This is a genomic window from Helicobacter sp. CLO-3, assembly GCF_001854545.1.
GTDB lineage: Bacteria > Campylobacterota > Campylobacteria > Campylobacterales > Helicobacteraceae > Helicobacter_B.
The window spans coordinates 40,086-46,810 of record NZ_MLQN01000020.1 but is presented as its reverse complement, the minus strand read 5'-3'; the positions used below and the strand labels follow the sequence as shown (position 1 = coordinate 46,810).

General features: G+C 43.4%; 7 protein-coding genes. All 7 read left to right on the top strand.

All coding sequences use genetic code 11. The features are described 5' to 3' along the window. The first annotated feature begins 327 nt into the window (after positions 1-327). Positions 328-1,554 carry a 16S rRNA (cytosine(1402)-N(4))-methyltransferase RsmH gene (gene rsmH, locus BKN38_RS06460; RefSeq protein ID WP_233712904.1) on the top strand — a complete coding sequence of 409 codons (1,227 nt, stop codon included), beginning with the start codon at positions 328-330 and terminating at the stop codon, positions 1,552-1,554. A 248-nt stretch (positions 1,555-1,802) separates the two neighbouring features. Further along, positions 1,803-2,375 carry a hypothetical protein gene (locus BKN38_RS10355; protein ID WP_082942473.1) on the top strand — a complete coding sequence of 191 codons (573 nt, stop codon included), beginning with the start codon at positions 1,803-1,805 and terminating at the stop codon, positions 2,373-2,375. A 245-nt stretch (positions 2,376-2,620) separates the two neighbouring features. After that, entirely contained in the window at positions 2,621-2,872 is a 252-nt protein-coding gene (locus BKN38_RS06450; RefSeq protein WP_066454466.1) for a YfhL family 4Fe-4S dicluster ferredoxin, read from the top strand. Position 2,873: 1 nt separating this feature from the next. Then, the gene (locus BKN38_RS06445) at positions 2,874-4,334 is read left to right on the top strand and encodes a Ppx/GppA phosphatase family protein (protein ID WP_066454452.1); all 1,461 of its coding nucleotides are present in this window, start codon (positions 2,874-2,876) and stop codon (positions 4,332-4,334) included. Continuing rightward, positions 4,334-5,272 (top strand): lipid A biosynthesis lauroyl acyltransferase, encoded by a 939-nt coding sequence (locus BKN38_RS06440; RefSeq protein ID WP_233712906.1) that lies wholly within the window; start codon positions 4,334-4,336, stop codon positions 5,270-5,272. Before BKN38_RS06445 ends, BKN38_RS06440 begins: the two co-directional genes overlap by 1 nt. A gap of 4 nt (positions 5,273-5,276) precedes the next feature. Next, on the top strand, positions 5,277-5,417 hold the full coding sequence (locus BKN38_RS11125; RefSeq protein WP_158655949.1) for a hypothetical protein: 141 nt from the start codon (positions 5,277-5,279) through the stop codon (positions 5,415-5,417). Between the two features lie 440 nt (positions 5,418-5,857). Next, positions 5,858-6,574 (top strand): Fic family protein, encoded by a 717-nt coding sequence (locus BKN38_RS06435; RefSeq protein WP_066454449.1) that lies wholly within the window; start codon positions 5,858-5,860, stop codon positions 6,572-6,574. The last annotated feature ends 151 nt before the right edge of the window (positions 6,575-6,725 follow it).

The window sequence follows — 6,725 nt, the reverse complement described above, 5'->3', positions numbered from 1 at the left end:
CCAAAGAATGGATGAGAGTAGCTAGGATGACACCTTTTGGAAGTGAGATATATGGCAACTATATAAAAGAAGCTATCAAAACAACAATATCTTTGTCTTTGCAAAAATATATGCCGTTGGTTTATGGGGCTTTGCGATATATTAAGCATCGCATAAAATCATAAGTGCTCGAGTATGTCGTGATTGTTGTATAACAGGGGTGTTTTTACTTAAAAATGCTCTACGTGCTTTTTATGGTTTATGATTGCAGGTGTTTGGAGCGTGTTTTACCTTAGTTTTATCTAAAACAGCCTAGAATTGCGCGGAAATTTATTTAAGCGAGATTTTATGCAGCATATTCCGGTGCTTTTGGATTCTGTGCTTGGCGTGTTTGACGAGATATCAGGCGCGCAAGAAAATAATGCAGAATCTAAAAATATCAAAAATAATGACGCCACAAATCAAGCCACTTCAAATAAAAATAGAGAATCTAGGAACGCAGAATCTAAAAATAATAAAAAAAATATAGATTCTAGTCAAAAATCCACAAATCAAATCCCAAAAGAGATAAATACGCTAGCTATGCAAAGCGAGCTAATCGCGCAAGATAAGCCCGCCACACAAGGCGAGCCGCCCGCGCAAAATGAGTTATTTGCGCAAAACAAGCCACTCGCGCAAAAGCCACAAAAGCTTTTCATCGACTGCACGCTGGGGCTTGGCGGGCATAGTGGCGCGCTGCTAAAAGCGCATAGCGACATCGCGCTTATTGGCATCGATCAAGATGAGTTTGCGCTAAATATCGCGCGGGAAAATCTAGCGCTATACGCCAGCCGCGCGCGCTTCATCCATGCAAACTTCGCGCAAGGCTTAGTCCAAGCGCTAGAAATCGCGCAAAATGAGCGGCTAAAAATCGCTGGCGTGCTGGCAGATATCGGTGTAAGCTCATTGCAGCTTGATGATGCTTCGCGTGGTTTTGGATTCTCAAGCGAGCGCCTTGATATGCGTATGGATACGCGCGCGAGTCGCACAGCTAGCGATATTTTGCGCGATTATTCAGAGTTTGAGCTAGCGGGGATTTTTCGCGATTATGGCGAGATAAAAGAGCATAAAAAAATGGCGCGCCTTACAAAAGAATATATGCAGACGCACAAAGGCGGATTCTCCAGCGCTAGGGAGTTTAGCGACTTTTTGGCAAAGCATTTCAAATCTAGCAGAATCCACCCCGCCACGCTTGCATTTCAAGCGCTTCGCATCGAGGTAAATGATGAGCTAGGCGTGCTAAAATCGCTGCTAGACACGCTAGAATCCACCTACAAAAGCCACCCAAACCTGCTAAGCGGCGCGATAGTCGCTATCATCAGCTTCCACTCGCTAGAAGATAGAATCATAAAAGAGCGCTTCAAAGAATGGAGTAGGGCGTGCATCTGCCCTGCTAGCGCGTATCGCTGCGAATGCGGGGGCGATAACGCAAAAGGCGCGATGCTTACCAAAAAGCCAATAATCGCGAGCGAGGCAGAAATCCGCAAAAATCCGCGCGCAAGAAGTGCAAAACTGCGCGCTTTTAGGCTAAAATAAGGATTTGGAAATGTTTAGCGTAAAATGGGATGCAAAAGCCAAAAGCTGCTTTGATAAGGCAGAATCTAGATTCTAGATTCTAGCCAAATGGTAAAATAAATTTGCTAAGTGGAGTAAAAATCAAGCGGGGTAAAAAATAGAGTGGAGCAAAAAAACAAGTGGGGGCAAAAATAAAGTGAAGTAAAAAACAAGTGAAGCAAAAATGCAAAATCAAAAGCGCAAAATAAAAATAACACAAAGGAGCATAAATGCAGCGACAAGCGACTTTTATAATGGATTCTAGCGCGCATGTTAGCGTGGATTCTGGTGCTAAATCTTTGCAATCGCGCGCGGGTGGTGGCGCGCATTCTGGCATAGATTCTGGCGCACATTCTGCCACACATTCTGGCGCGCATGCCAATATACATTTTAGCGCATATGCCAGCGCGCATTCTCGCGCAAATGTGGATTCTGGCATGGATTCTAACGCCGATTTAAAAGCCGCGTTTATCACAGATTCTAGTGCAGAATTTGGCGAGCGCGTAGAATCTAGCGAAAAAGAAGCGCTAAATGAAATCCTCTCGCAAGAATCTACAAAAGATGAGCCACCAAGCGGGCTAAAAGTATCCTATCTCATCGCGGCATATGGCGCGCTATTTGCGGCACTGCTCGTGTGTGTGCCAAAGATTTGGCTTAGCAGCTCGATATACTACACCAGCCGCGACATCACAAAGCTCCAAACCCAAAGCGACTTGCTAAAAGAAGAAAACAAGCGCCTAAAAAACGAGCGCGAAGCCCTGCGCTACCAATACCTAAGCATTCAAGCCAACTCCAATCCATAAGTAAAAATCGCGGGTGTAAATCGCCCGCCAAAAATTAGAGCGCAAAAATTAACGCACCAAGCAAAAAAAGCCAAGCCAAAAGCATTAAGCCAAAAGCCAAGCATTTTCAAGCCTGCGCTTTGGTGGCATATTTTGCCAGCGCATTTTCAAGAATCTTTAAGAATTTTTTAGCTAAAAACAGCATTTATTTTGCGACATCACAACAGCGCAACATAACCAAAAACATACAACAACAAGGAAGCAAAATGAGCCTTATGATAAATGATGAGTGCATCGCGTGTGATGCGTGCCTAGAAGAATGCCCCAATGAAGCGATAATGGAGGGCGATCCGATATACCAAATCGATCCAGATTGCTGCACGGAGTGCGTGGGGTATTATGATGAGCCAAGCTGCGTGAGTGTGTGCCCCAAAGATGCTATCGTGCCAGACCCGGATAATAGCGAGACGCTCGAGGAGCTCAAATACAAATACGAGCAGCTAAGCAAAGGAGAATGATTTGGCAAAAATTACAGCCGTCATCGACATCGGCTCAAACTCCGCGAGGATGGCGATATTTGAAAAAACTAGTCGCTATGGATTTAGGCTTATCTATGAGATAAAATCCCGCGTGCGCATATCTGAAGGCTGCTATGAGAATGGCGGATTTTTGCAAGAAGAGCCCATGAGGCGCGCGATAAATGCGCTAAAAGAGTTTAAAACCATTGCCAAAGAATACGCCGCCAAAAAACTTTTGTGCGTGGCGACTTCTGCGATAAGGGATGCGCCAAATAGGGCGGAGTTTTTGCTTCGTGCGCGCAAAGAAAGTGGTGTGAGTATAAAAGTCATCGATGGTAGCAAAGAGGCGTGGTATGGCGGCGTGGCGTGTGCCAATCTCTCACACAATAAATCCGGCATCACCATAGACATAGGCGGGGGAAGCACGGAGTGTGCGATCATCGAAAATGGCGATATAAAAGAGCTGATATCCCTAAGGCTTGGGACGATAAGGCTAAAGGAGCTGTTTTTTGATAGGCATAAAAATATCGATGCGGCAAAAGATTTCATCGCGCAAGAGCTAGCCAGAATCCCCTCGCATTTCAAGCATGACAATGTCTTTGGTATCGGCGGGACGATCCGCGCTATCGCCAAAATCAATGGTAAGCAAGCCAAATACCCCATAAAAACCATACATGGCTATGAGTTTTCTGTAAAAAGCGCCAAATCATTCATACAAACCATATACAAAACAAAAGAGGAGAATCTAGGCGAGCTAGGTGTGCCACACGATAGGCGCGATAACATCCGCTCGGGTGCCTTGATATTTTCGATGCTTTTGGAGCATTTTGGCGCGAAGCTTATCACAGCAAGTGGCGTGGGCGTGCGCGAAGGGGTGTTTCTCGCTGATATGCTACGCACGCAAAAATACAGATTCCCACCCGGAATCTATCCATCTTTGGTAGCGCTAAAAGATCGCTTTGGCGCGCGCAGTAAGCAGGGCAAAAATATCACCAAACAAGCGCTCGCTATCTTTGAAGCGCTTTTGCCACTGCATAAGCTAAAGCCACACAATGCGAATTATCTGCGTATCGTAGGGCAGCTTTGCGATATAGGAAGCTTTCTAAACTTCTATGGCAGGATGGATCATGGCGCGTATTTTTTGCTGCATGGGCTGGATTATGGATTCTCGCATACGGATAGAGCGATCGTCTGCTTGCTTGTAGAATACCTAAACAAGCGCATCCCAAAAGATGACGCCATCGCGCATATAAATGACATCATGCCGCCTATCGAGAATCTACAGTGGCTAAGCTTTATCCTATCGCTTGCGTATCTGCTGTGTATCACAGGCGAGCACGCGCTGCATTATACTTATAGCGATAAATGCCTCTATATCCACACCAAAGCGCGCCTATATATCGCGCGCGAGAGTGTGGCGCAGCTAGTCGCGCCTACGCATATAGACATAGTGTTTGTGTGATGCAAAAAGCATATATGAATTTTATCGGCAAGCTTTTGGGCGCATTTATCAGCGCGCTTGGTGCATTTCTAGCGGCGATCCCTCATGGCGCGTTTTTGTTTTGTGTGAAAACGCTTGGCTTTCTTATGTGTCTGCTAGATAATAAGCGCCGCTATAATGACGCGATGAGTAACCTAAACTTCATCTACAAAGACAGGCTAACGCCAAAACAAAAAAAGGCTATCATCAAGCGCTGTTATAAAAATTTTGCCTTTGTGATACTGGAGAGCATCCGCATCCCAAAAATCCCATACTATATACATAAGCAGCGCTTTGAAGTGATAGATGAGCACTATTTGCTAGATAGCCTCAAAAAAGACAGCGGGGCTATCATTATCTCGGGGCATTTTGGGTATTGGGAGGCGATGGCGACATTTTTGCCGCCTAGACTTAGACCTTATCATATGGCGAGCCTTGGGCGACTTACGGGGATTGATAGCATTGATAAGCTTATCATTTCTAGGCGCGAGCTGCAAGGCGTGAAGTTTATCAACAAATCTGGCGCGTTTAGGGAGCTTTTGCGCTTTTATGCGGGGAAAAATGCGCTGGCTGGGATTCTTGTAGATCAAAGCATCTCATCAAATGAGGGCGTGCAAGTAGAATTCATGGGGAAAAAGGCGACGTACACGCCTATCGCCTCGATACTCTCGCGTCGATTTAATGTCGCTATCGTGCCGACTTTTATTGATTTCAACAAAGACTACTCGAAATTTAGCGTGCGATTTTACCCGCCGATATATACGCCTCACACTGATGACACCGCCGCTGATATCGCGCTCGCCACGCAAGCGCAGGCTGATATCCAAACGCTTGTGATAAATGAGAATCCATCTAGCTGGTTTTGGTTTCATAGGCGCTGGAAGGATTTTTATGGGGAGATTTACGCGGCCAAAAAATAGGGGTGTGAAAATAGGGTATGAAAATAGCGCGCGTGGCGGTGTTTGGTGGCTTTTAGATTCTGGCGGTTTTGGGATTTATGGAATTTTGGCTTTAGATTCTGGTTTTTGCGAATTTTTAGATTCTGGTAAGATTTGGGTTTATTGAATTTTTGGATTTTCCCTATTATTTTTTGATTGGATTTGTTAAATTTTGTCTTTAGATTCTGGTTTTTGCGAGTCTTTGGATTCTGGTGAATTTTTAGATTCTGGCGGATTTTAGATTCTAGAATCTATAAAATATATCAAATAAAGGAGCGTGTTATGTCAAGCACCATCGCATTTATCGCTTTTGTCCTGCTTGTTATTTTGCTTTTATATAAGCTTTATGTGATGTTTCGCTAGGCTGATAATCCCAAAAGCAAGAGAATAAAATGCAACACAACAGCTACTTGGCACAGATGATTCTTATTTGGCAAGCTTCTTTGAAAAATTGCTAATCGACAAAAATTTGGAGTTAAAAACTATGCCAAAATTAATTTTGTCACCCGAAAACAAAGAAAAACATAGCTTGCGTAAAAAATATCATAGATGATAAAAGGCTAAAAAATGCCAAATCAGATTCTGCAATGCCTGCTTGATGAAAAAAGCAATCCTTATAAAAAAGGCTTATACCACTATACACAAATACATTTTGCCTATCATTCTAATCGCATCGAGGGCAGCACTCTAAGTAAGGAACAGACTAGGTGCATATACGAAAAGGATTCTTTTTTGGCGGATGAAAATCAGATTATAAAAAGCAATGACATCTATGAAATGCAAAATCATTTCAAGGCTTTTGATTATGTGCTAGATAGTGTTTTTGAGCCAATTACTGAAGACTATGTAAAAAAGCTTCATGCAATCATAAAGCAAAATTGCAGTGATATATCTGTGATAGGCGATTATAAAAAGCGCCAAAACTTCATCGCAGACACCAAAACAACGCCTCCACAAAGCGTAAGCAAAGAAATGAAAGCACTCCTAAAAATGCAGAATCTAACTAACATTGAAGATATTATAGATTTTCACTATCGATTTGAAAGCATACATCCATTTGAGGATGGTAATGGCAGGGTAGGGAGGCTTTTGATGTTTAAGCAATGTTTGAGTGCTAATATTATCCCATTTATCATAGATTATGAGCGCAGATTTTTTTATTATCGAGGGTTGAAAGAATATGCACGCGAGAAAGGGTATCTGATAGATACTTGTCTTGCTTGTCAGGATGATTATGGAGAATTAATTTTGGATTTTGGGGTGGATTTGCAGAGCGCAGAGTGAGTGTCGTATAGACTTGGCTAGATTTTACGCAGGTGGTAGGGACGCTCACACCTCCTACACTCAAGCCCAAAGTCTTGATAGGCGACTGGTTCAAAAGAACATTTCACCTGCTTAAAATTAATTATAACATAAAATAATCTCTATAGATTCT